Origin of the sequence: Plantibacter sp. MMLR14_011 (assembly GCF_001865025.1) — a bacterium.
Taxonomy (GTDB): Bacteria; Actinomycetota; Actinomycetes; order Actinomycetales; family Microbacteriaceae; genus Plantibacter; species Plantibacter flavus_A.
Map to the genome: position 1 here is coordinate 59123 of NZ_MJGW01000008.1, position 25166 is coordinate 84288.

The 25166-nt window shown below is 68.4% G+C and carries 23 protein-coding genes; 14 read left to right on the forward strand and 9 right to left on the reverse strand.

Translation table 11 applies throughout. From position 1 onward, the window contains the following. The first annotated feature begins 39 nt into the window (after positions 1-39). Positions 40-738: a hypothetical protein gene (locus tag BIU99_RS04750; RefSeq protein ID WP_071259947.1), complete on the forward strand. Its 699-nt coding sequence runs from the start codon at positions 40-42 to the stop codon at positions 736-738. Between the two features lie 66 nt (positions 739-804). Here the strand turns inward: BIU99_RS04750 and BIU99_RS04755 are convergent, their stop codons facing one another. Together BIU99_RS04755 and BIU99_RS04760 are read right to left on the reverse strand one after the other, a co-directional pair. Next, on the reverse strand, positions 805-1749 hold the full coding sequence (locus tag BIU99_RS04755; protein ID WP_071259949.1) for a GNAT family N-acetyltransferase: 945 nt from the start codon (positions 1747-1749) through the stop codon (positions 805-807). A gap of 104 nt (positions 1750-1853) precedes the next feature. Next, positions 1854-2759, reverse strand: a complete 906-nt coding sequence (locus tag BIU99_RS04760) for a LysR family transcriptional regulator (RefSeq protein ID WP_071259951.1) — start codon at positions 2757-2759, stop codon at positions 1854-1856. 149 nt (positions 2760-2908) lie between these two features. On the opposite strand from BIU99_RS04760, the gene BIU99_RS04765 reads away from it, so the two are divergent. From BIU99_RS04765 to BIU99_RS04785, 5 genes are all read left to right on the forward strand, one after another. Beyond that, the gene (locus BIU99_RS04765; protein ID WP_254773570.1) at positions 2909-4063 is read left to right on the forward strand and encodes a tyramine oxidase subunit B; all 1155 of its coding nucleotides are present in this window, start codon (positions 2909-2911) and stop codon (positions 4061-4063) included. 86 nt (positions 4064-4149) lie between these two features. Continuing rightward, positions 4150-5409, forward strand: coding sequence for an ammonium transporter (locus tag BIU99_RS04770; RefSeq protein ID WP_071259953.1), 1260 nt, complete (start codon positions 4150-4152; stop codon positions 5407-5409). After that, positions 5406-6560, forward strand: coding sequence for an FAD-dependent oxidoreductase (locus BIU99_RS04775; RefSeq protein WP_071259955.1), 1155 nt, complete (start codon positions 5406-5408; stop codon positions 6558-6560). The genes BIU99_RS04770 and BIU99_RS04775 overlap by 4 nt, the downstream gene beginning before the upstream one ends. Further along, positions 6557-7789, forward strand: a complete 1233-nt coding sequence (locus tag BIU99_RS04780; protein WP_071259956.1) for an allantoate amidohydrolase — start codon at positions 6557-6559, stop codon at positions 7787-7789. Before BIU99_RS04775 ends, BIU99_RS04780 begins: the two co-directional genes overlap by 4 nt. 32 nt (positions 7790-7821) lie before the next feature. Further along, positions 7822-8535, forward strand: a complete 714-nt coding sequence (locus tag BIU99_RS04785) for an HAD family hydrolase (RefSeq protein ID WP_071259958.1) — start codon at positions 7822-7824, stop codon at positions 8533-8535. Between the two features lie 61 nt (positions 8536-8596). Here BIU99_RS04785 and BIU99_RS04790 read toward each other — a convergent pair whose 3' ends face one another. The 4 genes from BIU99_RS04790 to BIU99_RS04805 all read right to left on the reverse strand — a co-directional run bounded on the left by BIU99_RS04790 (position 8597) and on the right by BIU99_RS04805 (position 12131). Then, positions 8597-9271 (reverse strand): DUF6766 family protein, encoded by a 675-nt coding sequence (locus tag BIU99_RS04790; RefSeq protein ID WP_064293870.1) that lies wholly within the window; start codon positions 9269-9271, stop codon positions 8597-8599. Positions 9272-9426: 155 nt separating this feature from the next. Beyond that, positions 9427-9909, reverse strand: coding sequence for a DUF4396 domain-containing protein (locus tag BIU99_RS04795; RefSeq protein ID WP_071259960.1), 483 nt, complete (start codon positions 9907-9909; stop codon positions 9427-9429). Positions 9910-10002: 93 nt separating this feature from the next. Beyond that, the gene (locus BIU99_RS04800) at positions 10003-10899 is read right to left on the reverse strand and encodes a triacylglycerol lipase (protein ID WP_071259962.1); all 897 of its coding nucleotides are present in this window, start codon (positions 10897-10899) and stop codon (positions 10003-10005) included. Positions 10900-10925: 26 nt separating this feature from the next. Beyond that, positions 10926-12131, reverse strand: coding sequence for an ROK family protein (locus BIU99_RS04805; RefSeq protein ID WP_071259964.1), 1206 nt, complete (start codon positions 12129-12131; stop codon positions 10926-10928). Between the two features lie 226 nt (positions 12132-12357). Between BIU99_RS04805 and BIU99_RS04810 the strand changes: the two genes are divergently transcribed. The 4 genes from BIU99_RS04810 to BIU99_RS04825 all read left to right on the forward strand — a co-directional run bounded on the left by BIU99_RS04810 (position 12358) and on the right by BIU99_RS04825 (position 17229). Next, the gene (locus BIU99_RS04810; protein WP_064293872.1) at positions 12358-13656 is read left to right on the forward strand and encodes an extracellular solute-binding protein; all 1299 of its coding nucleotides are present in this window, start codon (positions 12358-12360) and stop codon (positions 13654-13656) included. Further along, positions 13653-14564 carry a carbohydrate ABC transporter permease gene (locus BIU99_RS04815; protein WP_071259966.1) on the forward strand — a complete coding sequence of 304 codons (912 nt, stop codon included), beginning with the start codon at positions 13653-13655 and terminating at the stop codon, positions 14562-14564. The genes BIU99_RS04810 and BIU99_RS04815 overlap by 4 nt, the downstream gene beginning before the upstream one ends. Continuing rightward, a complete protein-coding gene (locus tag BIU99_RS04820) occupies positions 14564-15457 on the forward strand; it encodes a carbohydrate ABC transporter permease (RefSeq protein ID WP_064293707.1) in 894 nt (297 codons plus the stop codon). The genes BIU99_RS04815 and BIU99_RS04820 overlap by 1 nt, the downstream gene beginning before the upstream one ends. Before the next feature lie 65 nt (positions 15458-15522). After that, positions 15523-17229 carry a glycoside hydrolase family 13 protein gene (locus tag BIU99_RS04825; RefSeq protein ID WP_071259968.1) on the forward strand — a complete coding sequence of 569 codons (1707 nt, stop codon included), beginning with the start codon at positions 15523-15525 and terminating at the stop codon, positions 17227-17229. A 5-nt stretch (positions 17230-17234) separates the two neighbouring features. Here BIU99_RS04825 and BIU99_RS04830 read toward each other — a convergent pair whose 3' ends face one another. From BIU99_RS04830 to otnK, 3 genes are read right to left on the reverse strand one after another with little or no spacing between them, the layout of a single operon-like run. Beyond that, on the reverse strand, positions 17235-18029 hold the full coding sequence (locus BIU99_RS04830; RefSeq protein WP_064293873.1) for a DeoR/GlpR family DNA-binding transcription regulator: 795 nt from the start codon (positions 18027-18029) through the stop codon (positions 17235-17237). Positions 18030-18063: 34 nt separating this feature from the next. Further along, positions 18064-18750 carry an aldolase gene (locus BIU99_RS04835; RefSeq protein WP_064293709.1) on the reverse strand — a complete coding sequence of 229 codons (687 nt, stop codon included), beginning with the start codon at positions 18748-18750 and terminating at the stop codon, positions 18064-18066. Beyond that, entirely contained in the window at positions 18747-20012 is a 1266-nt protein-coding gene (gene otnK, locus BIU99_RS04840) for a 3-oxo-tetronate kinase (protein ID WP_071259970.1), read from the reverse strand. The genes BIU99_RS04835 and otnK overlap by 4 nt, the downstream gene beginning before the upstream one ends. Positions 20013-20176: 164 nt before the next feature. Between otnK and BIU99_RS04845 the strand changes: the two genes are divergently transcribed. From BIU99_RS04845 to BIU99_RS04860, 4 genes are read left to right on the forward strand one after another with little or no spacing between them, the layout of a single operon-like run. Beyond that, a complete protein-coding gene (locus BIU99_RS04845) occupies positions 20177-21556 on the forward strand; it encodes a homoserine dehydrogenase (RefSeq protein WP_071259972.1) in 1380 nt (459 codons plus the stop codon). Further along, positions 21553-22494, forward strand: a complete 942-nt coding sequence (locus BIU99_RS04850) for an amidohydrolase (protein ID WP_064293712.1) — start codon at positions 21553-21555, stop codon at positions 22492-22494. The genes BIU99_RS04845 and BIU99_RS04850 overlap by 4 nt, the downstream gene beginning before the upstream one ends. A 45-nt stretch (positions 22495-22539) precedes the next feature. Beyond that, positions 22540-23853, forward strand: a complete 1314-nt coding sequence (locus BIU99_RS04855) for an MFS transporter (RefSeq protein WP_064293713.1) — start codon at positions 22540-22542, stop codon at positions 23851-23853. Beyond that, on the forward strand, positions 23850-25160 hold the full coding sequence (locus BIU99_RS04860; RefSeq protein ID WP_064293714.1) for an MFS transporter: 1311 nt from the start codon (positions 23850-23852) through the stop codon (positions 25158-25160). Before BIU99_RS04855 ends, BIU99_RS04860 begins: the two co-directional genes overlap by 4 nt. The last annotated feature ends 6 nt before the right edge of the window (positions 25161-25166 follow it).

Sequence of the window (25166 nt, forward strand, 5' to 3'; positions counted from 1 at the left end):
CCCATCTCGCCGGCCCCGCCGTCAGCGTAAGGTCGTCGCATGCCCCTCGAGCAACCCCCGCAGCCTGAACGGAGGCGAGCGCTCTCGAAGCCCTCGGCCGCGTCATCCACGGCGGCAGCCTGGAACGCCTTCCTGCTCCGACCTGAGGCGAGAGCGTGGATCAGTGCCACCGAGCTTGGACAGCGACAGCCTGAGGTCGGCGACGTCGCTCTGGAGGTCCTGCTCCTGGAGTACCGTCGCCCGGCCCGCCTGGCGCTCGGGCTCGTCTCGTCCGTGGCACTCGTCGTGGCCGCCACCCTCTCCGTCGCGACCGTGACCGCCCTCGGTCCGTTCTGGGTGGGGGAGAGCGGGGCGCTCTTCGGCTTCGTGGTCCTCATCGGGTTCGCGGTCGCGTTGACGAGCGTCGTCATCCTGCTCCGGCTGCAGGTCTCCGAGAACCGCATCATCCGCGCCATCTCCGTGTGGACCGACGTGACACCGCTGACCACCGACCCGCAGGAAGCGCCGACCGGAGCGGAGGACACCGTCGACCGTCGGGAGGCAGTGGCGTTGCGCGCCCTCTTCCTGGCGGTCTCGGGCGCAGGGATCGCCGCAACCGTCGTCGTGATGGTCTGGCTGTCCTCCGCCGAAGGCGGATCGTTCGTGCTGCCGCTCCTCGTCGCTGCGGTCTTGCAGCTGATCATCTGGCTCGCGGTCTGCTCCGGGGTCGTCCGCGTGCTGCAGTCGTCGCGGGTCTGACGAGCGCGGCGGTCGACCGTGTCGCGGTGCTCAACTGAGACGGTCGGAACCGAGCCCGGGGCGAACCTACTGCTCGTGCACGATCCGAACGCGCGTGACCGAGAAACCGGCTCGTTCGAACGCGCCACGCATCGGCGTGTTCGCGGCATCCGTGGTGCCGACGATCCGGTCCTGTCCCGACCCGTGGTGCACGTGGACCATCTCCGCCAAGAGGTCGTGCACGTAACCGTGTCTGCGATGCTCGGGGAGCACGCCCAGGTAACTGATGCTCGCGTCGTACGCCGTCCTCGTCGGGATGATGAATCCCACGATCGTCCCGTTGAGCAGCTCTGCGACCCGCCAGGCATCCCGTTCGCCGGGGAGCGATCGGTAGAACGCTAGATCGTCGTCCGCGAGCGCCTCGAGTCCTTCGCGCGCGACCATGTCCTGCGTGTGCGCATCGAGGGTGCCGGTCGCGACCAGGGCGAACAGCTCGTGGAACGCGTCGTCCGGGGCGGCGTCGAAACGAAGGCGCTGCGATCGTGCCGGCACCGGATCGGAGGTGGACCTCGCGAAACTGACCCGCTCGGTCGTGCGCGAGAACCCACCGGCGCGTGCAGCCTCGTGGCGCCACCGCACCGCCTCCACGCTCGCAGCGTCATCCGCCCAGGCAGGGGAGACGTCGACGTTGAACTCCAGTGCCGGTCCCGCGCCGAAGGCGTCCAGTCCGGCGCGGATGAGCGCAGCGCCGACACGTTCGGGCTCCGCGACTTCGACCGAGGTGGTGAGGCAGTCGAGCGTGGCGGGCCGGTTCGCATCCGCCTGGCCCCACCAGAGTGCTCGTGCCATCGGGCGACCGTCCTGCTCGGCGATCCACGACCACTCCGGTCGATCGTTCCGACTCGCGAGTTCGGCGGTCAGCCGTTCCGGGTCGATCCAGGCGACGGGTTCTTCGCAGCTCCACGCTTGCAGGAGGGGGACGTCGTCCGGAGTGGCTCGTCGGATGGTGAAGTCGTCGCGGGTGTCGGTCATCGGTTCCAGCTTGGACAGGGTCGACTCGTTTGTCCAGGTCGGACAGGAACACCGGGGCTACGCCGTCGAGACGGGAAGCGGACGCGCGGTGTTCGAGTGGGCCCTCACCCGAGCTGTGCGGCCGCGTCGCGGAGACATGCGATGAACGCGTCGTGGACCGGGCTGTCGTCCGTCCGTTCCTGGCGAGCGGCCAGCAGGCGTGTCGTCGGCGACCCGGCGAGCGGCACGACGACGATCGACGGCGGCACCAGCTGCCGTACCGACTCGGGCAGGATCGTCGTACCCACGCCGGCCGCGACGAACCCGAGGGCGGTCTCCTGATGGACGACCTCCTCGACCACCTGGGTCCGACTCGACGTGCCGAGGACCTCTGCGACGCGGTCCACGAATCCCGGCATGAGCGCCCGCGGATAGGAGATCATCGGGACCTCCAAGAGCTCCTCCGCGGTGACCTCCGGTCGCCCTGCCAACGGGTGACCGACCGGGAGGCATGCCACGAGACGCTCCTCGAAGACGACCTCGGTCGTGAGCGCGGGGGAGCTGTCGGACGGCGCCTGCGGGACCTCGTCACGGACGATCCCGACGTCGAGCGTGCCGTCGCGGAGCCGGTCGAACTGCTCTCCTGAGGTCAATGGCACCAGACGCAGCGTCACCCCGGGGCGGCTCGCCCGGAACAGCTGCACGACACCTGGGAGGACCGTGTAGTTGGCCGAACTCACGAACCCCGCGGTGAGCTCCCCGGCGAGACCGTCGACGAAGTCGCGCATCTCACCCCGGACCGTATCGAGCTCCTCGACGATGTGTCGTGCCCGCGCCTGGAGATGTCGTCCGGCGGGGGTCAGCGCCACCCGCCTCGTCGAACGGTCGAACAGCGCGGTGCCGACCTCCTGCTCCAGTCGTGCGACCTGGACGCTCAGCGGTGGCTGCGACATGTGCAGCCGTCGGGCGGCACGACCGAAATGGAGCTCCTCGGCGACGGCGAGGAAGTAGCGCAGCTGGCGGAGCTCCATCCCATCGACGATACGACCCTCGTATTACCGCGCTGTTTCGTCCAGATTGCGAGCGAAACGCTCTCAATCGAGGGTCGAATCGGTATTTGACCAGGACGATCGCGACCGTGTTCGCTGAGGACCACACACCCCGACCTGGAGGACCACCCGTGACCGCAGACGCTTCCCCGAACACCCGGATCGACATGCTCTACCTGAGCGAACCGGAGGTCATCGCCGCCGGCATGAAGGACATGGCCCACTGCATGGAGGTCATGGAGGAGGTGTTGGTGCTCGTCGCGAAGGGTGACTACCGGATGGCCGGCCCGACCGCCAACTCGCACGGAGCACCGATCGGGTTCCCCGCCACCTCACCGTTCCCCGGCATGCCGCTCGACGCCGCCGACCGCCGGTTCATGGCGATGCCCGCCTACCTCGGCGGACGCTTCGACACCGCCGGCGTCAAATGGTACGGGTCGAACGTCGACAATCGCGAGCGAGGCCTCCCGCGCTCCATCCACCTCATCGTGCTCAACGACAAGAACACCGGCGCGCCCTACGCGATCATGTCCGGCAACCTCGAGAGCGCCTACCGCACCGCTGCCGTGCCTGGAGCCGCCGCGAAGCTCCTGGCACCGGTGGACGCGAAGTCGCTCGGCATCATCGGGCCCGGCGCCATGAACAAGAGCGCTCTGCACGCCATGACCACCGCCCGTCCCTCGCTCGACACCATCCGCATCCACGGGCGCCGACGGTCGACGTCCGAGGCGTTCGCCGACTACGTCCGCGCGCACTACCCGCAGTTCACGACGATCGAGATCGCCGAGACGGTCGAGGCCGCCGTGCGTGACTCGGACATCGTCTCCGAAGCCGTCACCGGCCTGGTCGGCTCGGAGAACTACCCGTTCATCGACGGCGACTGGATCAAGCCGGGCGCCTTCCTGAGCTTGCCCGCGAACCTGCGCATGGACAAGGAGTACACCCTCTCCGGCAAGGCGCGCCTCATCGCGGACGCGAAGAAGATCTACGAGGCATGGGCCGAGGAGTACCCTGCGCCGTCGCACGAGACCGCGTTCGGCATGATCGGCCTCTACTGGCAGGACCTCATCGGGACCGGTGAGCTGGACGAGTCCCGCGTGGTCAACATCGGAGACGTCTTCGACGGCAACGCCGTCGGGCGCGAGTTCCCCGAGCAGCCGGTGCTCTTCAGCGTCGGTGGGATGGGCGTCGAGGACGTCGCGTGGGCGAAGACGATCTACGAGAACGCCGTCGAGCAGGGGATCGGCACGAAGCTCAACCTCTGGGAAGCCCCGGACCTGGCCTGACCGCCGACCGGCACCGACACCTGTTCCACCCGAACCCGACGCTGTGGCCGCCCGGCCGCTGTGCACCTCGAACGATGGAGTGATTTGTGGACGCTGGAAACGTCGCCTGGATCCTGACGAGCTCGGCGCTCGTCGCCCTCATGATCCCGGCCCTGGCTCTGTTCTACGGCGGGATGGTCTCGTCCCGCCGCATCCTCAACATGATGATCATGTGCTTCGGCGGGGCCAGCCTCGTCGCGTTGCTCTGGGTGGCCTTCGGGTACTCGCTCGTCTTCGGTGACTCCGTCGGCGGGCTCGGACTCATCGGGAACCCGTTCGAGTTCGCGGGGCTCGACCAGGCACTCGCCGACGACCCCGATGCCGGCATCCCGCTCGCACTCTTCGCGGCGTTCCAACTGCTGTTCGCGGGGGTGACGACGGCACTCGTCGCGGGTGCCGCCGCCGGCCGCATGAAGTACGGCGCGTGGTTGTCGTTCGCCGGGCTCTGGGCGACGCTCGTGTACTTCCCGGTCGCGCACTGGGTGTTCGCTTTCTCGAACGACACGGCGACCGGTGGATGGATCGCGAACACCCTCGGTGCCGTCGACTTCGCCGGTGGGACGGCCGTGCACATGAACGCCGGAGTCGCGGCGCTCGCACTGGCCTTGGTACTCGGTAAGAGCAAGGACTGGGGCGGCAAGCTCCGTCCGCACAACCGCCCGCTCGTCCTCGTCGGCGCCGGACTGCTCTGGATCGGTTGGTACGGCTTCAACGCCGGTTCAGCGCTGGCAGCCGGCAATGCGGCGAGCGTCGTGTTCCTCAACACCACCGTCGCGGCCTGTGCCGGCCTCATCGGCTGGTCCGTCGTCGACCGACTCCGCCACGGAACGGTCACGAGCCTCGGCAGCGCATCGGGCATCATCGCCGCCCTCGTGGCGATCACCCCCGCCTGCGGCGCCGTCTCGCCCATCGGTGCGATCATCATCGGGGCCATCGCAGGCGTCGTCTGCTGCCTCGCCATCGAGTGGAAGTTCCGGCTCGGGTTCGACGACTCCCTCGACGTCGTCGGGGTCCACCTCGTCGGGGGCATCATCGGGACGCTCCTCATCGGGGTGTTCGCGACGGATGCGGCTCCGAACGGACGCTCCGGTCTGCTCTACGGCGGCGGGTTCGAACTGCTCGGCGTGCAGACGATCGCGACCGTCGCGGTCCTCGCCTACTCGTTCATCGTCACCTGGGTGATCGCGAAGCTGATCCAGATCACCATCGGTCTGCGGATCCCCGAGGAGCACGAGGTCGCCGGGATCGACGAGCACGCCCACGCCGAGCGCGCCTACGAGGACGAAGACCTGGAAGCACGCGCATGACCAGCGTCATCGTCGTCGGAGCCGGGCTCGCCGGTGCCGCGGCGGCCTGGCGCCTCGCCCAGGCCGGGCACGACGTCACCGTCCTCGAGCGGAGTCGTCCGGCCAACGAGTGGGGATCGTCCCACGGATCGGCCCGGATCTTCCGCTACGCCTACCCGGAGGCGTCCTACACCCGACTCGTCCTCGCGGCGGCATCAGGGTGGGACGAGCTCGGCCTGGAGCACGGGCGTCCACTGATCACGCGGACGGGTGCGCTCGACTTCGGGACGACCCGTCGCCCGGAGCACCTCGCGTCGGTGCTGGCCGAGCACGGCATCGATCACGAGCTGCTCTCCCGAGACGAGGCCAGTGCCCGTTGGGACATCGGCTTCGACACGCCCACCCTGTGGCATCCGGGAGCCGGCGTGATCGACGCGGAGCAGGCGGTGATGGCGATGCTCGAATCCGCCGTCCGCGCCGGGGCCACGGTCCTGAACGACTTGCCGGTCGAGCGGGTCGAGCGGACTGCCACCGGGTACCGGGTACTCGGGTATGGGGGGAGGGCGTTCGATGCGGAGCAGGTGGTGGTCGCAGCCGGGGGTTGGCTTCCGGACCTGCTCGGCGACCTCGCGCTGCCGGGAGGGTTCCTCGACGCGTTCCCGGCCCTCGAGGTCCGTCAGGAGCAGGCGTACCACTTCCCGTATCGGGAGCGGATCGGCGTCGACGCGGAAGGCCCGGCACGATCCGGATCGGTGTGGCCCACCTTCATCCACAAGTCCGAGCGGATGCAGGTCTACGGGCTCCCCGGCGGGCGCGACGCCGAGTGGCGTGGACAGAAGGTCGCCGAGTACAACGGCGGCAGGCGCATCCCCTCGGCCGCCGATCATGACGGCGTCGTCGACGACGCGAACCGCCGACGGGTCGTCGCCTACGTCCGAGACTTCCTCCCGAGCCTCGTCCCGGAACCGTATGCGGAGACGACCTGCCTGTTCACGAACACCCCGACGGAGGACTTCGTCATCGACCGGGTCGACGGGATCACGGTCCTGGCGCCCTGCTCCGGCCACGGTGCCAAGTTCGCCCCGCTCGTCGGCGAGTACGCCCTCGCGCTGGTCGAGGGTCGAGACGCCGTGCCGGCGATGTTCCGGCCGAGCCTGGCAGCGGTCCGGTGACCCGCGACACCGTGGTCTCCCTCCTGGACGAGATCGCGGGGATCGGTCGGGATGCGCGTCGGGGAGGCTACTCGCGGCCCGTCTACTCCACGGCCGAACTCGAGCTGCGGGAGTGGTTCGTCGGTCAGGCCGAGCGCCGTGGCCTCGACGTGGACGTCGACGGGAACGGGGTCATCCGCGCCTGGTGGCATGTGCCGTCACGTTCGACGGCGGGTGCGGTGGTCACCGGGAGCCATCTCGACTCGGTCCCCGGCGGTGGCGCCTACGACGGACCACTCGGGGTCGCATCGGCGTTGGTCGCGATCGATCACCTGCGCTCGCGTGGCTTCGAGCCGGCCAAGCCGATCGTCGTCGCGGTCTTCCCGGAGGAGGAAGGCTCGCGCTTCGGCGTCGCTTGCCTCGGCTCGCGGCTCCTCACCGGTGCGATCAGTCCGGAGCGGGCGCTGGCCCTGCGCGACGTGGAGGGCGACACGTTCGCCGAAGTCCTCGCACGCAATGGTGTCGACCCACGGGGTGTCGGCCCGGATCCGGGCGGGCTCGGAGCGATCGACGCGTTCGTCGAGCTCCACGTCGAGCAGGGGAGGGCGCTGGTCGACCTCGATCGCCCGGTCGCGATCGGCTCGAACGTCCTGGGCCATGGACGGTGGCGGGCGTCGATCCGCGGTGAAGGGAACCATGCGGGGACGACGCTCATGCAGGATCGACGGGACCCGCTCGTCGCAGCTGCGCGGATGATCACCGAGATCCGCACGATCGGACGGGCCACGCCGGACGCTCGGGCGACCGTCGGCCGGGTGCTCCCGTTGCCGGGAGGCACGAACGTGATCGCATCGAGCGTGGACTTCTGGATCGACGTCCGTCATCCCGACGACGTCGTGACCGCCGCGATCGTGGCGGCGATCACCGAACGCTTGTCGCTCGTCGCAGCGGAGGAGGGATGCGAGGCCGCGATCACCGAGGAGTCGTTCAGCGCCACCACCGACTTCGACCCGTTCCTCCGCGGGCGCCTCGAACGGATGCTGCCGGAGGCGCCCGTGCTCGGCACCGGTGCGGGGCACGACGCCGGAGTGCTCGCGTCCCACGCACCGTCCGCGATGCTCTTCGTCCGGAACCCGACCGGTGTCTCCCATTCGCCGGAGGAGTACGCCGAAGACGCCGACGCGGAGGCCGGTGCGGTGGCGCTCGCGGACGTCCTGGAGGGACTGGCGGTCGGCGTCGGGATCATCTGAGCAGGAGCCATCGGCCTCGTCGGACCCGGCCGATGTCAGCCGACCGTGTGAGACTCGACCTCGTGCGCGAGAACGGATCGACGACCATCGACGCGGTGTGCTGGGACTGGAACGGCACGCTCCTCGACGATGTCGAGGTGGCGCTTGCCGCGATGAACACCGTCCTCCGGCAGCGGGGTCTTGCCGAGATATCCGACCAGGAGGCGTATCGGGCCGTGTTCGGCTTCCCCATCCGGGCTTTCTACGCCCGGCTCGGTGTCGATGCAGCCGACTTCCTGGAGGCGGCCGACGAGTACCTCGCGCTGTTCGCGGCCGGCGTGGGAGCGGCGTCACTCCAACCGCAGGCCCGCGCCACCCTTGCGGCGATCGACTCGCTCGGCGTCGAGCAGGTCCTCATCTCGGCGACCCCAGAGGTCACCCTGGAGCGTCGGCTGGCTCCCCACTCGCTGCACGGCCATTTCGCACACGTGCATGGCATCACCGATGTCTATGCGGCGTCGAAGGAGCATGTCGTGACCGCGTGGTTGGAGGACTCGGGCCATGATCCCCGGCGCGTGTTGATGGTCGGCGACACCAATCACGACGAGGAGATCGCCGAAGCACTCGACGTGCGGTTCCTGCGATTCGACGGTGGTCACCAGGACGCGCCCTCGCATCGACGTCAGCCGGTCATCAGCAGCCTCGGCGAGATCGTCGGCAGTTTCACCCCCTCGCCGGAGACACCGCGCGACCCCCGCCGACGATGATGCAGGCGGGCCGCCGCTGCGGACAGCGTTGCTGACGATCACCTGCTGATCGGGCACGCGCTCACTCGTTTTCGACGGAGGCGGTGTGATGCGGTGTCCCGACGGGTTTCGACTCGGACGATCCTCGCTGACGCAGGTAGACCGAGAAGGCGACCATGCAGCCCACTGCGAGGAACTCCGACTGCCAGTTCTGCAGCGTCCGGTTCCAGAAGTCGGCCGACGAGACGTATCCGATGACGGTCACCGACGGTTCACCGTGCTCCGCCTGTTCAGCGTTGTAGACGACCGTGCCGGCAACGGCCTGCGCTGACCAGGACAACACGAAGATGACACCCATCACGAGGAGGAGTGAGTTGGAGTACAGCCAGAGACGCCAGCCGTGCGCGCGCGCCCAACGGGGCGAGTCGGGGCGCGCGTGTCGTCCGACAAGCTGATCCTCGTCGCTCCCGAGGCCCTCGTCGCCGAGCTTCTTCGACTCCGGAGACCCCTGTTGCACGAACCAGACCGTCGCGAGGATGAAGAGGAAGAACTGGAGGAACTCCGACTGCCAGTTCTCGGCCACGTCGACGACGAACGCCGACGAGGTGATGAAGTGCAGATAGTCCACGGTCGCCTGACCGTGCGCGAGCTGGTCTTCGTTGTACGCGACGAGACCGGCGATCGACTGCCCGAACAGGGCGAGGATGAAGATCAGCCCGAAGAACAGGCTCAGACTGTGACGGCGGACGGCTGACATCACGTCACCTCCCCATGAGCGGGATCAGGAACATGTACAGCAGGCCTGCCACGATCACGACCAGCCACGAGATGAAGACGACTCGCATGGCAACGATCGTACTGCGCCCTCCGATCACGACGACTCGGCCCGGCTGTCCGGCTTCCCGGACTGGTTCAGCGGTGGAGTTCGTGGACGACGGCGTGCCCCTTGCCGCGGCTGATCAACCAACGGTTGACCGGTGTGGTGACGATGAAGGCCAGGGCGAGAGCGGCGACCAGGGACCCCCAGAAGAGGCCGCTGGTGAGGCCGGCGTCCATCGCTCCGGGGATGGCGAGCATCGCGGTGTTGTCGATGATCTCCATGACCGCGATCGACACGGTGTCCGCGGCCAGCGCGACACCGATGGCGGCGCGCCAGGACAGGCCCGCGCGGAGCACGCCACGCATCGTGAGCGCGTAGCCGAAGACGAAGGCCAGTGCGATCGAGAGCACCACGGTGCCGAGATTGTGCAGTCCGAGGCCGGTGCCGATCACCATGCCCAGCACCTCGCCGATGGCACAACCGGTGAGGCAGTGGAGGGTGGCGGTGGCCGCCATCCGCCAGGAGGTCGCATTGTCGGCTGCTGGGCCGTGACTGTGGTGGGTGTGGTCGCTCATGAGTACTCCTTCGGTTCGTTCAGCAAGCCGAACGATACCCCTCCGGGGTATATTCCGAAGCGCTGGTCCGCTTGCACGGACATCGACGCTGGCTCAGAACGCGAGCGCCTCGTCGACCACGGCGAAGACCTCGGGATCCCAGGTGAGCGCGCGCTCCCATGGGAGGTCGAAGGCGTCGGCGAAGAAGATGCTGTGGACGTCGTCTTCGAAGGAACGGCGGACCACGCGGGGGAGGACGTCGACCGGGACGTCGTCGGCTCGGGCGCTTCGCAGGGCCACCAGGCCGTCGTGTGGCCAGAGCTGCCGAGGCTCGGCTGCCGTGTGGAAGTGACCCGCACCGACCGCGGTGACGGCGACGTCGTCGAGGAACCCGAGCTGCGTCGTGTTCCACTCGCGCAGGAACCGGCGTGAGACCTCGTCGGCAGCGCCCTGTGAATGCTCGGCGGCATAGCCCCTCGACCGCTCGAGGATCGTCGCGGTCCCCGCATCGCCGTGGGCGTCGTGGACCGAGACCTCGCCGGTGAGCACGTCGCCGAGGAGCGACCCCTCCCAGGGGGTGCCGAGGGTGACCAGCCGGCCGATCGACGGGCCGGAGTCGCGCAGCTCGCGGATCGCGGCACGAGAGAAGAGACCGCCCATGGAGTGGGCGACGAGATCGACGCCCGCGAAGCCGTGTTCCTCGGACAGCCACCGCAGGAACGCGCCCAGGCTTGTCCCGCCGGCGTCGATCCCACCGACGGCGTTGACGGTCACCGCGGCGGGAAGCGCGATCGGGACGTCGGCGAACCCCTGCCAACCTGTGTCCTCGTGCACCTCACCGGCACCGATGCGTGCCGGTGCGGTGAAGACCGGAACCTCCCGCCCGAGCAGGTGGGCACGCAGCGCGGTGAGGGTGTTCCCGGCGGCGAGGCCGGAGCCGGCGGCATGGTCCGGACTCGTGAACGGGGTCACGGCCGCACCCCCTGACACGAGGACGATCGCATCGGCCATGGTGCTCCTTCCGGCTGGCTACGACGTCAGCGTACTGGTCGGGCGAGGTCGATCCGCAGTGCGTTGCGACGCACGTCGTCGATCGCGGTCGCGACCGCGCCCTGCGCCACCATGTCGGCGCCGAGCTCCGACGCGACGAGCTGGGGAGGTTCGGCGCTCATGTAGCCGGGGATACGCTCCGACGCGACCGCGAGCAGCTGCGACATCGACGGGGAGATCCCACCGGCGAACACGATGCGCTCCACGTCGAGCAACCCGCCCAGGATGGCGCTCATCCGCGCGATGCGATCACCCATCCGGCGCACCAGGTCGAGCGCGACCGTGTCGCCCTGGTCCGCCGCAGCGAGGACCGACTGCGCATCCACCTGCGCGACCGGTATGCGGCTGAGTGGGCTGCTCTCCGGAAGCCCGCCGCTCTCGCGGTACTCGCGACCCCAATCGCGCAGGAGCGCGGCGATGCCTAGCGATGAGCCGACGCCGTCGACGAGATCGAGGAGGTGCAGCTCGCCCGCCCGGCCGCGACCGCGGACGAGGCGACCGTCGACGACGTATCCGGCGCCGAGCCGCTCGCCCGTGACCACCGTGATGTAGGAGTCGACGCCGACGCCGGCACCGATCGCGCCCTCGGCGACGGCGGCGAGGTTCGCGTCGTTGTCGGTGACGACCGCGCAGCCACGGTCGCGGATGCGCTCACCGAGCCGAGGGTTCATCCGATCCCAGAAGACGTTGCCCTGGGGGGACCGCCCGAGCGCGTCGATGGGGGCCGGGACGCCGAGCACGATGCAGAGCGGCGGCTTCGTGCCGCACTGCCGCATGGCCTCATCGATCGCCGCGTCGACGGCGTCGACCCGGGCCTCAGCGGTGGCCGCCGGATCGACGGTGTGGTGCGACCTCGCGAGTTCCCGACCGCGCAGGTCTGCGGCGATGGCGGTGATGGAGTGGGCTCCGGCGTCGACACCGACGACGATCCCGGCATCGATGCGCAGCTCGTAGCGACGGGCGGGTCGACCTTTCCGATAGGCGGCACCGGCCTGACGCGCGTCATCGAGCTCCGTCAGCCAACCCAGTCCGATGAGTTCGTCGGAGAGCGTGATCGCCGTCGATCGTGACAAGCCGGTGGCGGAGATGACGTCGGCTGCGGTGAACGCGGACGACGCCCAGGCGTGATCGAGGACGGCGGTGATGCTGGAGGAGCGCGGCTCCACTGCCCGCTCCGTCGTCGTCGCTTCCATGACCGACAACGATATCCACGATCCCGAGGTCGTGCGCGGATGCCGAGCCGGGGGAGAGCGGCACGGCGCGCAGAACCGTGAACGATCACGGGTTCCGACCAATGGCTGTCGTGATGGAACCGGTGCTTGACCAGACGTCGAACGGATGGCAGAGTTTCCGTCATCAGTTGATTTACTCTCTGTATTTAGTCAGCGGATCCATCGAGGGCTCCGCGGAAGGACAATGATGTCGAACCCACTGAAACGCGCGATACGCGCCACGGCCGGAGTGGCGGGTGTGGCGCTCCTGGCCAGCGTCCTCGTCGGTTGCTCGAGTGATGGCCGGGAGACCATCCATTTCACGTTCAGCAAGCGTGAGGCGTTCACCTTCATGAACCAGGCCGTCGCGGACTACAACGCCTCGCAGCAGCAGTACGAGGTCGTCATGGACACCTCGGGGCCCGATCCGCTCGCGGCGAGCTTCGTCCGTGGCAACCCGCCGGACCTCATGCTCTCGAACTACAACCACGAGGTGTCGCGTTTCGTCGAACGGTGCGCGCTCTCCGACCTGTCCGACACCACGGCGGCAGCGTCCATCCGCGACGACCTCCAGCCGTTGCTCGACCAGTACGGCGTCTGCGAGGGACGCACGAGCGCGTTGCCCTACTCGGTGATGGCCGCCTCCGTCATCTACAACAAGACGATCTTCGCCGAGTACGGCCTCGAGGTGCCGACGACGTGGAGTGAACTGATCGCCGTCTCCGACACGCTGAAGGCGGCCGGCGTGGCGCCGTTCTACGCGACGTTCGCCGATGCCTGGACCGCCAACCAGGGCTGGTTCGACTACTCGGTCGGCGGCGCCGTCGACATCCCGGACTTCTACGACCGGCTCGCGGAGGAAGGCACCGAGGTCGGACCGGATGCTCCGGTCTCCTTCGAGAAGGACTTCCTGGAGCCCGTCGAGAAGATGCAGTTGCTGGCCAAGGAGTACACGCAGGCCGATGCGCCGAGTCGCACCTACGACGCCGGTAACGTCGCCTTCGCCGAGGGCAAGGGCGCCATGTACCTGCAGGGCCCGTGGGCGTTCAGCCAGATCGCACTCACCGCACCGGACCTCGACCTCGGGACCTTCCCGCTGCCGATGACCGAAGACCCGAAGGACCTCAAGGTCCGGGTGAACCTCGACCTCGTCACCATCATCCCCGAGGAGGCGAAGAACCCCGAGGGTGCCCGCGACTTCCTCGAGTACCTGTTCCAGCCGGAGGTCATCCAGGCCTACAACGAATCGCAGCTCGGGTTCGTCCCGACGGACGACGGCAAGGCTCCCGACGACCCGCGAGTCGCAGGCATGATCCCGTACTACGACGCCGGCGCGTTCTACCAGGGCCCGGGCGTGCTCAACCCCCGCGCCATCCCGACCGAGAACTACGCGCAGTCGCTGGTCCTCGGCACCAACGCGGCTTCGATGCTCCGCACCATGGACGCGGACTGGGCACGACTCGCGTTCCGACAGCCGCCCGTCGCGAGCAAGGAGGGTTCCGAATGAGCGCCACCACATCGATCGTGACCGGGGGCGACCCGAAGGTCCGACGCAGCACCAAACGGGTCGAACCGATCTACTACTTCTTCCTGTTCCCAGCCGTCATCCTGTTCACGCTCGCGATCACGCTCCCCGGCGTCGTCGGCATCTTCTTCAGCTTCACCGACTCCATCGGGATCGGCGACTGGGAGTTCATCGGCTTCACGAACTACATCGCCGCGTTCAGCGATCCGGCCATCCTCACGAGCTTCCTCTTCACCTTCGGGTTCTCGCTCGTGACGGTCATCGCGGTGAACGTCATCGCGTTCCTGCTCGCGGTCGGCCTGACCGCGAAGATCCGCTTCAAGATGGGACTTCGCGGGATCTTCGTCATCCCGATGGTCATCTCGGGCATCATCATCGCCTACGTGTTCCAGTTCCTCTTCATGAACTCGGTGCCGGCCGCCGGCTCGGCGCTCGGGATCCCGTTCCTCGAGACGAGCATCCTCTCGAACCCGGACCTCGCCTGGCTCGGCATCGTGATCGTGACCGCCTGGCAGTCGATCCCCGGCACGCTGCTCATCTACATCGCAGGTCTGCTCGCGGTCCCCGGTGACGTCTACGAGGCGGCGTCGCTCGACGGCGCGAACAAGCGCCAGCAGCTCCTGCGGATCACCCTGCCGCTGGTGATGGGATACGTCGTGATCAACGTGATCCTCGGCTTCAAGAACTACCTGAACGCCTACGACATCATCGTCGGCCTGACCAACGGTGGCCCGGGCACCTCCACACGGAGCATCTCGATGACGATCATCCGCGGGTTCCAGACCGGAGATTACGCCTACCAGATGGCCACGGCCACCCTGTTCTTCATCATCACGATCATCATCGCCCTCGTGCAACTCTTGGCGACGCGCGGAAGGAACGCACTCTGATGGCCACGCCAACCGTGCTCAGCACCCAGTCCATCACCACGGCGAACGCCACCCCGAAGCAGCGGACCAGGGGAGAGCGGGTGAGCTGGTCGACGACGATCATCCTGCTGCTCTGCGCTGTGACCGTCCTGCTGCCGCTCTACGTGACGATCTCGATGGCGTTCAAGACCGACACCCAGTCGGTCGACGGCAACGCCTTCTCGCTCCCGGCACCGTTCAGCATCGACGGCTTCGTCCAGGCGTGGACGCTCACGAAGTTCCCGGTCGGCTTCGCGATGTCGCTCCTCGTCACCGCAGGGACCGTGGTCGCGACGATCATCCTGGCCTCCTTCGCCGCGTACGCGATCGTGCGCAACTGGGATCGCCGACTGTTCCGCTTCTCGTTCTTCTACCTGCTCGCCGCGATGTTCATCCCGTTCCCGGTCGTCGCCCTACCGCAGATTCAGCTGACCGGTCGTGTCGGACTCGACAACCCGTTCGGGGTGATCATCCTCGCCACGATGTTCCAGCTGAGTTTCAGCGTGCTGCTCTTCACGGCGTTCCTGCGGTCGATCCCGATCGAACTCGAGGAGAGTGCGCGCATCGACGGTGCGAGCACCTGGCAGACGTTCTGGAAGCTGATCTTCCCGCTCCTGGCTCCCATGAGTGCCACGGTCGGCATCTTCGCGTTCCTCTACGCCTGGAACGATTTCATGATGCCGTCGCTCATCATCTCGGACGCGGGACTCCAGACCCTCCCGGTGCGACAGAACCTCTTCCAGACCCAGTTCAGCAGCAACTACAACGTCGCCTTCGCCTCGTACCTGATGGCGATGGCCCCCGCGATCATCGCCTACCTGTTCGCGCAGCGTTGGGTGATGTCGGGCGTCACCCAGGGTGCCGTCAAGGGGTGACCCGTCCGACCGACCGACAGACACCGGACCCATCCACCACGAGAAAGCCCGAGGACCACGCCGTCATGACCAACGCACTACTCGTCGACACCGACACCGACACCGAGTCCGCCGACGCCCGGCGGACGGCCGACGCCACTTGGTGGCGTCAGGCCGCCGTGTACCAGATCTACCCGCGGAGCTTCGCCGACGCGGACGGGGACGGTCTCGGCGACCTGCCGGGCATCCGCTCCCGGGTCGACTACCTCGCCGAGCTCGGGATCGACGCGATCTGGCTCAGTCCGTTCTATCCCTCGGCGCTGTCCGACGGCGGGTACGACGTCGCGGACTACCGCGACGTCGACCCGCGGCTCGGCACACTGGAGGACTTCGACGAACTCATCGCCGCACTGCACGAGCGCGGTATCCGGGTCATCGTCGACATCGTGCCGAACCACACCTCGGATCTGCACGCGTGGTTCCAGGAGGCGCTCACCGCCGGTCGCGGGTCGGTGGCTCGCGACCGGTACGTCTTCCGCGAGGGGAAGGGCGCATCAGGCGAGGAACCGCCCACCGACTGGGAGTCGGTCTTCGGCGGCCCCGCCTGGGAGCGGGTCGAGGACGGCCAGTGGTACTTCCACAATTTCGCCACCGAGCAGCCGGACCTCAACTGGGACCACCCCGAGGTCCGCGCCGACTTCCTGAAGACCCTGCGGTTCTGGTCGGATCGCGGCGTGGACGGTTTCCGGATCGACGTCGCGCACATGCTCACGAAGGATCTCTCCGAGCCGCTGCCGAGTCGCGCTGAACTGGATCTCATGCCACAGGACGGCAACCATCCGCTGCTCGACCGCGACGACGTGCACGAGGTGTACGCCGAGTGGCGGCGGGTGTTCGAGGAGTACGACCCGCCGCGCACCGCCGTCGCCGAAGCGTGGGTGGGTTCGCCCGAGCGTCGGGCGAAGTACGCATCGGCGGAGGGACTCGGCCAGGCCTTCAACTTCGACCTGCTCGAGGCGGACTTCGATGCCGCCGAGTTCCGCACGGTCATCACCGACAACCTGGCGCAGGCGGCGGAGACGGGGTCGTCGACGACGTGGGTGCTGTCCAACCACGATGTGACCCGTCACGCCACGCGGTACGGACTCCCACCCCTGGCCGGGCGGCCGGTGAAGCAGGGCACCGAGTGGGTCGCGGCGGGTGGTCCCGAGTCCGACATCGATCGCGACCAGGGCCTCAGACGCGCCAGAGCGGCGACGCTCCTGCTCCTCGGGCTTCCCGGGAGCACCTACCTCTACCAGGGCGAGGAGCTCGGTCTGCAGGAGGTCGCCGCGATCACCGCGGAGCAGCGCCAGGACCCCGCGTTCTTCCGCGGCGGCGAGTACGACGGGCTGGGTCGCGACGGCTGCCGCGTACCGCTGCCCTGGTCGGCGCAGGGTCCGTCGTTCGGATTCGGAGGTGCGGTCGCGCACCTGCCGCAACCGACCTGGTTCGCCGAGTACGCGGTCGATGTCGAGGCTGCGGATCCGAACTCGACGCTCTCGCTCTACCGTGAGGCACTCCGGCTGCGACGACTGCTGCAGAACGAGGAGCGCCTCGAGTGGATCGAGACGGGGCGGCCGGACGTCGTCCGATTCGTGCGGCCGAACGGTTGGCAGGTCCTGACGAACTTCGGGACCGAGCCGTTCCCGCTCGAGGCGGAACACGACGCCGTCGTGCTGGGCTCCCTCCAAGCCGGTTCGGTCCCGGGGGAGTCCACCGTGTGGACCATGCCCGGCGTCCTGTCGGAGTGACGCGCTCAGTCGACGCGTCGGACCGTCACCCCGAGCGATTGGATGCCCGATGCGACGTTCGGGCTGAGACCCGAGTCGGTGACGATGAGGTCGAACCGGGAGAGGTCGACGACCTTGTACTTGGCGAAGGAACCGTACTTGGAACTCCCGGCGACGAGGACGTTCTCGGACGAGACCGACATGGCCGCGTGCTTCACCTCGACCTTGGACTCCGCGGGAGTGGTCAGCCCGCGCTTCAGGTCCCACGAGCTCGTGGAGACGAAGGCCACGTCCACGGCGAGCTGACGGATCATCTCCGCGGCGAGTCGCCCGACGGTGGACTGGTTCGCGAGGTCGACGCGACCCCCGACGCTGATGAGTTCGATGGACGGGTGGTCGATGAGCTCGCGCACGATCGCGAAGTCGTTGGTCACGACGGTCAGATCCCGGCGTACGGCGAGATGCGGCACCATCGCGAGCATCGTCGTGCCGGCGTCGAGGTAGATCGTCGACCCGTCGGTCACGAGTTCCGCGGCCGCCGCTGCCATCGCGCTTTTCTCGCCGGCGTCGACCAGCGCCTTCTCGGCGTGGCTCGGCTCGGCGAGGAGACGACTGGCGATCTTCGCACCACCCGGGACGGAGAGCGCGCGGCCCTCCTCCTCGAGCGCCGCGACGTCGCGCCGGATCGTCATGTGGCTGACCTCCAGCAGGCTCGCCAGCTGGGGGAAGCTCAGGACCTGCTCGCGTCGCAGGTGTTTGACGATGAGCTCGCGTCGCTGCTCGGGGATGAGATGGGCGAGATCTCCGGTGTCGGTGGTCATCGTCTCCTCGTCATCCGTCGGCGTGCGGTCCACGTTATCGGCTGTCGGGCGTCCACGACGATCCGAAGCGTGCGGTGAGGTCCGCGATCTCCGCCTCGTCGAGCAGGCGACGTCGCTGACCGGCGGTCATGAGGGTGATACGCGACGCCTCCTCGACCTCGATCGCCGCATCGATGGCGGTGGCGAGGTCGCGTCCGCTCGTGAGCTGCCCGTGGTTCTGCAGCAGCGCAGCGTGGAACGGGAACGTGAGGGCGGTCAGGAGATCGGCGAGTTCCGGCGAACCCGGCGCGCGGTAGGGGACGAGCGGGGTCTGGCCGGCGCGCATGACGAAATAGGGAGTGAGCGGCGGGAGCGCGCTGTGCGGAGCCCACGGCTCGAGGCAGGAGGCGGCGACGGCCTGCGGCGAGTGGACGTGCACGATGGCGCGATGCTCCGGGTTCTTGCGATAGAGCGCGAGGTGCAGCGACGCCTCCTTGGAGGGCTTGTCGCCGCCGACCCATTCGCCGTCGGCGTCGAGCACCGCGAGCCGGTCCGGGTCCAGTGCGCCGAGAACGGCACCACCGGGCGTGATGAGTATGGTGCCGTCGGTCGCGCGAGCGCTGAGGTTGCCGCTGCTGCCCGGGCTGAGCCCGGCGGCGACGACGGCGGCGCCCGCGGCGACGAGGTCGGACGCGAGCTGGGTCCTGGTGGTGGACACGGGATCGTGGAGGCCGAGGCTCATGCGTGCAGTTCCTTCCAGGCGGCGGAGAAGAGGTCCTCGTCACCGAAGTTCCCCGATTTCAAGGCGACGTTGACGGCGATGCCGGTACCGGCCCGATCGGTGACGCCCGACGCCCAACAGACCCCGGCAGCGATGCGCGGTCCGATGACGAGTTCGTCGAGGCCGAGTGCCGACACCACGGCGCCGGAGGTCTCGCCACCGGCGACGACGAGCCGGGTGAAGCCCGCCTCCGCGCCCACGAGACGCACGGCGAGCGCGGACAGCAGCCGTTCGACCGCCGCGGCGGCCTCGGGGGAGGAGACCACGTCCGCGGGCTCGGCCACCGCGTGGACGAGCACCGGGCCGTCCTCGGGCTGTTGCACCGCCCAGGCGGCGATCGCGTCGAGCTCGCCGTCGGGGTCGGTGGCGAGCGCTCCGACATCGACCTTCCGGTGCGGCATGCGCTCTGCGGCGTGCCTGACCTGGCCCTGGGTCGCGCTCGAGGCGCTCCCGGCGAGGATGAGCCGGCGGCCGGCGGTCACCGCCATCGGCGCGGCGGACCGCGGCGCCTGCGGTTCGAGCCCGAGAGCGAGACCGGACCCGCCGGAGATGAGTCGCGCGTCGGCGGTCGCTGCCGCGATGGTCGAGAGGTGGTGGTCGGACGTCGCGTCGACGACGAGGTAGTCGGCGTCGCTGGCCGCGATGGCCTCGAGCAGCGCTCCTGCGCCGGCGTCGACGGTCGCGGTGTGGATCTCGGCGATCGTCCGGGTGGTCTGCGGGCGCAGCAGCTCGGAGACCCGTGACCGTGTCATCGGGGTGAGGGGATGCGTGCGCATGGACGAGTCCTCGAGCCGGACGCCGTGCACCTCCAGGATGCCGTCGCGGACGGTGCGCCCGTTGTCGGGGAAGGACGGGACGACGACGGTCCGGTCCATCTCCAGGGCTTCGGCGAGTGCATCCAGGATCGGTCCGATGTTGCCGGCGTCGGTGGAGTCGAACGTCGAGCAGTACTTGTCGTAGATGCGTTCCGCGCCGAGCGTGCGCAGCGCTCCGAGAGCCCGCAGTGAGGCGTCGACGGCCGCCGACACGGGGGCGGTCCGCGTCTTCAACGCCACGACGACCGCCTCGTACTCGCTCAGGCGTGCGCGCACGCTCGGATCCTGTTCGATGGCGTCGAGTCCGCGCTCGGTCACGACGACCACGTCGAAGCCGTGTCCGGCGAGGTTGGTCGCGAGGTCGGTCGCTCCCGTGAAATCGTCGGCTATACCGCCCAGGTGGGTCATCCGGTGCCTCTCGTCCTCCGCGCGGTGGTGGGTTGGTCACGGCCCGCGTCGGTGTGAATATCTGTGTCGATAATTGACAATAGTATAAATCAGTCATAGTTTGTGTGAATCGATGTGAAGCGTGATGTTCGCGCGACGTCGTTCAGAGAGGAACCCGACACACGATGTCTCACCCAGCAGCTTCCACCATCACGAAGACCGACGGCGGACCCATCGCGGTCGCCATCACGGGCGCGAGCGGTGGGTTCGGTCGGACCTTCCTCGCGCAGCTCAAGCGACTCGAGACCATGCGCGCCTCCGTTCTCGTGGACCTCGACCTCGAAGCGGCGTCATCGCTGCTGAACGAGCTCGGGTACCCGGACACCTCCTGGTCGATCTGTCGCGATGCGGTCGAGGTGTCCAACGCCGTCGCGGGCGGCCGGCTCGCGCTCGTCGACGACATCGAGCTCCTCACCGCGGAGGCGTATGACGTCCTCGTCGAGGCCACCGGCAGCACCCGGGCCGGGTTCACGTTCGCCGAGCGTGCCATCGATCAGGGCCGGCACGTCATCATGGTGAGCAAGGAGGTCGAGAGCCTGTCCGGGGTGTACCTCGCCGACCGGGCGAAGCAAGCCGGTGTCGCCTACCTCCCTGGAATGGGCGACCAGCCTGCGAACCTGCTCGCGCTGCTCGGATGGGTGAAGGCCGTCGGCCTGCCGGTCGTCGCGGTCGGCAAGTCCAGCGAGTACGACCTCGTCTTCGATCCATCGACCGGTGTCGTCCGTCAGCTCGACGCCGAGCTGCACGCGCCGGAACTCGCCGAGCTGCTCACCCTCGGTGACGACCGCACCGCGACCCTCGACGCCCGCGCGAAGGCGGTCGCCGGGTTCAAGCGGGCGGCCGCGGCCGACTCCTGCGAGATGGCCGTCGTCTCCCAGTACTCGGGACACGTGCCCGACGTCGAGACCATGCACTACCCCGTCGCCCGGCCCGACGAACTGGCCGACGTCTACGCCCTCCGCGAGCACGGGGGACTCCTCAGCCGGACCGGGGCCGCGGACGTCTTCAGCATGCTCCGGCTCCCGGGCGAGGCCAGTTTCGCCGGGGGTGAGTTCGTCATCGTCGAGACGGGCGACGCCGTCACCTGGGAGACGCTGCGGCAGAAGGGGCACGTCGTGAGCCGCGACGGACGATACGCCTGCATCTTCTCGCCATACCACCTGATGGGCGTCGAGACCCCGCTGTCCGTCCTCGAAGCGGTGTCCGGACACCGCGTGCCCGCCGAGCCTCGGCAGTACTCGACCCTCACCGGCCGTGCCGAGCGCGACCTCCCCGCGGGCGCGGCGCTCCAGGTCGCCGGGCACCACCACGAGATCGACGGCGTCGCACCCGTGCTGCGGGCGACCGCCGACACCGCTCCCGACGTCGCGCCGTTCTACCTCCTCGACCGCACCAGGCTCGTCCGCCCCGTGGCGGCCGGCGAACTCATCACCCTGCAGGACATCGACGGGTTCGACCAGCGCCTCTGGGACGCCTTCGCCGTCGGCCGGGAGCTCGGCGCATGACGCATGTCGACCCGCGCGGAATCCGCATCCTCGACGCGCACCACCACTTCTGGGACTTCGAGGGCCCCGGCTACTACCCCTGGCTCCAGGGTGAGTACAACGACCGGTTCTTCCTCGGCGACTACACGGGGATGCTCCACACCTTCCTGCCCGCCCAGTACCGGGAGGCGACAGCGGGGTATCGCGTCGTCGGCACGGTGCACGTCGAAGCCGAACGCTCCCGCGAGCAGGAGGTCGACGAGAGCCGGTTCCTCGACCGCCTGCACCGCGAGGACCCGAGGTTCCCGGCCGCAGCCGTGGCCCACGCGTCGCTCGCACGCCCGGACCTCGGCGACGTGCTCGCCGAGCACGCCGAGATCGGGCTCATCCGAGGCATCCGCTCGAAGCCCGTGACCTCGGCCACCGCGGCGGAAGCCGAGACGATCGCCGGAACCCCGGGGACGATGCAGGACCCCGTGTGGCTCGCCGGTCTCGCCGAACTCGAGCGGTACGGCTTCTCCTGGGACCTCCGGGTGCCCTACTGGCACCTCGCAGAGGCCGCGGACATCGTCCGCGAGCTGCCCGGGATCCCCGTGATCGTCAACCACTGCGGGCTGCCGCTCGACCGGTCCGAGGCCGGACTCGACGTCTGGCGCCGGGGCATGCGTGCGCTCGCAGCCCTGCCCAACACCACGGTCAAGGTGTCCGAGCTCGGCTTGCCGCGCAACCGTTGGGAGCGCGAGTCGAACGAACGCGTCGTCGCGGAGACCGTCGAGGTCTTCGGAGTCGACCGGTCGATGTTCGCTTCGAACCTCCCGGTCGCCACGCTGACCGCTCCGAGCTTCGGCGAGGTCGTCGACACCGTCCTCAGCGGTCTGTCGGGCGCCTCTGACGACGATCTCGACCAGCTCTTCGCCCGGACGGCAGCGCGGGTGTACCGCGTCCCGCTCGACGACTGACCCGCACCACCACCCCCGATCCGCAGCAACCCGAAGGACCACCCCATGGGCGTCAACGACGACAAACTGTTCCGCAAGATCGCATTCAGAATCCTCCCACTCGTGATGATGGGGTTCTTCCTCTCCTATCTCGACCGCGTCAACGTCGGCTTCGCGAAACTCGAGATGTCCTCGGATCTCGGTTTCTCCGACGCCGTGTACGGCCTCGGAGCCGGCGTGTTCTTCATCGGCTACTTCATCTTCGAGATCCCTTCGAACCTCATCCTCGCGAGAGTCGGAGCGCGCGTGTGGATCGCGCGCATCATGATCACGTGGGGGATCATCTCCGGTCTGATGTTCCTCGTGGACTCCGAGTGGATGTTCTACCTCATGCGCTTCCTCCTGGGTGTCGCCGAGGCCGGCTTCATCCCCGGGGTGCTCTTCTACATGGCGCAGTGGTTCCCGGCGAGCCGCCGGGGCCGCGCCTGGGGCGTGTTCTACCTCGCCCTCGCGTTCTCCGGGGTGGTCGGAGGACCGCTCTCCGGGATCATCCTGAACAGCACGCATCTGGCGCTCGACCTGCAGGGCTGGCAGTGGCTCTTCATCATCGAGGCGGTCCCCACGGTCATCCTGGGCTTCGTCATCCTGAAGTTCCTCCGGGAGGACCACCGGACCGCGCCGTGGCTCGACGACGCCGAGAAGGCCCGCCTGAGCGAGATGCTCGAAGCGGAGCGTCCACCCGCAGGGCACACCCCCCTGCGCGACGTGTTCCGCAGCCCGATCATCTGGCTCCTCGCGCTCATCTACTTCTCCTACAACTTCGCGCTGTACGGCATCAGCTTCTGGCTCCCCAGTCTCATCCAGGGCCTCGGCGTCGAGGGCACGCTCCAGATCGGCTTCATCTCGGCCATCCCGAGCATCGCCGCGATGGTGGCGATGGTCGTCTTCGGCTTCAGCTCAGACCGTCACCAGGAGCGCAAGAAGCACATCGCCGCGGCCTTCGGGTTGAGCTTCATCGGCTTCGCGATCTGCGTGATCGCCGGTCCGAACCCCGTGCTCGGCATCATCGGCCTCAGCCTCGCCAACGCCGGCGCCCTCGCGATCCCGGCGATCTTCTGGAGCTTCCAGACCGCCATGCTCACCGGCACCGCTCTCGCGGGCGGCATCGCGCTCATCAACTCGACCGGGAACCTGGCCGGCTTCGCCGCGCCGTACCTCATCGGCTTCGTCCGAGACGCCACCGGGAGCCCGAACATCGCCCTGGTCGTCTCGGCCGGCTTCATGGTCCTCGGCGCGGTCCTCGTCCTCACCGTCCGCTCGGCCCGCCGCGGCGACGCCCAGATCCCCAAGCTCGTCACCGTCGAAGGAGACCGTCCATGACCGCCGACAGCCGCCGAACCGCGAACGCACCCGATCAGCAGCGTGGTGGCGGTCGAGCGACCAACATCCGCTGGAGCGTCGTCGTCGTCCTCTTCCTCTTCTACACGATCAACTCGATCGACCGGAGTTCGCTCGGGGTCGCGATGCCGAGCATCGTCGGGGAGTTCGAGCTCACCCCGACGATGCAGGGCGTCATCCTCAGCGCATTCTTCTGGACGTACTGCCTCATGCAGATCCCAGGCGGTCTCGCCGCGGACCGCTTCGGTCCACGGCGGATCATCGGCATCGCCTCGGCCGTCTGGGGCACCTTCACCGCGTTCGCCGGGCTCGCTGTGAACGGGGTGATGCTCATCCTCGCGCGCCTCGGACTCGGTGCCTTCGAGGCGCCGTACATGCCGGCGGCATCCAAGCTCGTCTCGAACTGGATGCCGCCCAAGCGTCGCGCGTCCGGCGTCACGCTCATCGACTCCGGCGCACCACTCGGTGCGGCCTTCGGCGGTCTCCTGGTCGCCTGGCTCATCACCGCGACCGGCTCGTGGCGGTGGTCGTTCATCATCATCGGCGTCTCCACGGTCGTCATCGGGTTCTGCGTGTACCTGTACATCCGCAACCTGCCGAGCGAACACCGTCTCGTGAACCGCGCTGAAGTGGACCTCATCACGGTCGCCGGTGGTCCAGAGGACGAGAAGCCCGGCGTGACCCGGGGTAACGCGACGGCGATGGTCATCGGCCGTTTCGGTTGGGCGATGGTGTTCTGGGGCCTCGTGACCTGGGGGCCCAGCTACCTGAGCAACGCCCGTGGGCTCGACCTCCAGGCGATGGGCTTCGCGACCTTCCTGATCTTCCTCTGCGGCGCCCTCGGGGAGATCCTCAGCGGGTTCCTCGCGGACCGGCTGCAGCGGGTCTTCAGCCGGAACCGCTCGTTCAAACTGCTCTTCGGCGGCTCCGGCGCGCTCAGCCTCATCGCGTTGATCTCGCTCCCGTTCGTGACCGACGCAGCACTCGCGGTCACCCTGCTCTGCATCGGGGTCTTCTTCAACCTCTTCGGGGGTCTCTACTGGACCATCCCGGCGATGCTCGCGAAGAAGGAGAAGGTCGGACTCGTCGGCGGGGTCATGAACTTCGCCGGCACGTCTGCCGGCATCGTCGTACCGATCGTCGCGGGTGTGCTGCTCGACGTCACCGGTGGCTACACCGCGGTGCTCGTCTTCCTCGCCATCGCAGCCGCGGTCTACCTCGCGGCGTCGCTCATGATCAACTTCTCCGGGGTCGCGAAGCCGACGCCGGCGGAGCCGGCTCGTGCCTGAGTCGTC

Bases quoted from the DNA above. Each gene is read 5' to 3' on its own strand.
- BIU99_RS04850 (WP_064293712.1), top strand. From the start codon at position 21,553: ATGACGCATGTCGACCCGCGCGGAATCCGCATCCTCGACGCGCACCAC.
- otnK (WP_071259970.1), bottom strand. From the start codon at position 20,012: ATGACCCACCTGGGCGGTATAGCCGACGATTTCACGGGAGCGACCGAC.
- BIU99_RS04800 (WP_071259962.1), bottom strand. From the start codon at position 10,899: ATGGCCGATGCGATCGTCCTCGTGTCAGGGGGTGCGGCCGTGACCCCG.
- BIU99_RS04860 (WP_064293714.1), top strand. From the start codon at position 23,850: ATGACCGCCGACAGCCGCCGAACCGCGAACGCACCCGATCAGCAGCGT.
- BIU99_RS04815 (WP_071259966.1), top strand. From the start codon at position 13,653: ATGAGCGCCACCACATCGATCGTGACCGGGGGCGACCCGAAGGTCCGA.
- BIU99_RS04810 (WP_064293872.1), top strand. From the start codon at position 12,358: ATGTCGAACCCACTGAAACGCGCGATACGCGCCACGGCCGGAGTGGCG.
- BIU99_RS04805 (WP_071259964.1), bottom strand. From the start codon at position 12,131: ATGGAAGCGACGACGACGGAGCGGGCAGTGGAGCCGCGCTCCTCCAGC.
- BIU99_RS04845 (WP_071259972.1), top strand. From the start codon at position 20,177: ATGTCTCACCCAGCAGCTTCCACCATCACGAAGACCGACGGCGGACCC.
- BIU99_RS04855 (WP_064293713.1), top strand. From the start codon at position 22,540: ATGGGCGTCAACGACGACAAACTGTTCCGCAAGATCGCATTCAGAATC.
- BIU99_RS04830 (WP_064293873.1), bottom strand. From the start codon at position 18,029: ATGACCACCGACACCGGAGATCTCGCCCATCTCATCCCCGAGCAGCGA.
- BIU99_RS04825 (WP_071259968.1), top strand. From the start codon at position 15,523: ATGACCAACGCACTACTCGTCGACACCGACACCGACACCGAGTCCGCC.
- BIU99_RS04755 (WP_071259949.1), bottom strand. From the start codon at position 1,749: ATGACCGACACCCGCGACGACTTCACCATCCGACGAGCCACTCCGGAC.
- BIU99_RS04750 (WP_071259947.1), top strand. From the start codon at position 40: ATGCCCCTCGAGCAACCCCCGCAGCCTGAACGGAGGCGAGCGCTCTCG.
- BIU99_RS04785 (WP_071259958.1), top strand. From the start codon at position 7,822: ATGTCAGCCGACCGTGTGAGACTCGACCTCGTGCGCGAGAACGGATCG.
- BIU99_RS04790 (WP_064293870.1), bottom strand. From the start codon at position 9,271: ATGTCAGCCGTCCGCCGTCACAGTCTGAGCCTGTTCTTCGGGCTGATC.
- BIU99_RS04835 (WP_064293709.1), bottom strand. From the start codon at position 18,750: ATGAGCCTCGGCCTCCACGATCCCGTGTCCACCACCAGGACCCAGCTC.
- BIU99_RS04795 (WP_071259960.1), bottom strand. From the start codon at position 9,909: ATGAGCGACCACACCCACCACAGTCACGGCCCAGCAGCCGACAATGCG.
- BIU99_RS04820 (WP_064293707.1), top strand. From the start codon at position 14,564: ATGGCCACGCCAACCGTGCTCAGCACCCAGTCCATCACCACGGCGAAC.
- BIU99_RS04775 (WP_071259955.1), top strand. From the start codon at position 5,406: ATGACCAGCGTCATCGTCGTCGGAGCCGGGCTCGCCGGTGCCGCGGCG.
- BIU99_RS04760 (WP_071259951.1), bottom strand. From the start codon at position 2,759: ATGGAGCTCCGCCAGCTGCGCTACTTCCTCGCCGTCGCCGAGGAGCTC.